Raw genomic sequence first — 471 nt, 5'->3', positions numbered from 1 at the left:
GCCCGGCGGCGTCGCCGGCCGAGCCCCGGGCCTCGCCGCGGCCCGATTCCACGGTCTGCTGCTCGGCCTGGCCGCGGCGCGCGACCTTGCTGTTGCCGGGGATCGAGGCCGAGGAGCTCGCCTCCTTGTTGCCCGCCAAGCCCTCGCCGCTGGAATTGGCCTGGAGGGTGTTGTCCTTCTCCTGGTTGGCGGTGTTGTTGTAGCGGGCGCCGTACTGCGCCGAGCCGTTGGCGGTGCCGCCGCCCTTGCGGTCGATCGCCTCGGCGACGAGCTGGGCGATCAGCGAGCGGTTGGCCTGCGCGTCGGCGTCGCGCGGGTTGAACTGCAGCGCCGCGTCGTAGGCCTCGATCGCGCCGGCATAGTCGCCCGTCCGGGCGAGCGCGTTGCCGAGGTTGTAGGCGTTGCGCCGGCCGCCGTTGCGGAACACGGCCGCCGCCTCGTCGTAGCGGCCGGCCTCGTACAGGGCCGGCC

Annotated in this window: 1 protein-coding gene; it reads right to left on the bottom strand. The window is 74.3% G+C overall.

The annotated features are described in order from the left end of the window. Positions 1–471 (bottom strand): tetratricopeptide repeat protein (locus FV223_RS29790; RefSeq protein ID WP_147730143.1); only part of this gene is annotated, 471 nt, incomplete at both ends.

This window comes from Methylobacterium sp. WL116 (genome assembly GCF_008039455.1).
GTDB lineage: Bacteria > Pseudomonadota > Alphaproteobacteria > Rhizobiales > Beijerinckiaceae > Methylobacterium.
This window is presented reverse-complemented; position numbering and strand designations above follow the sequence as displayed.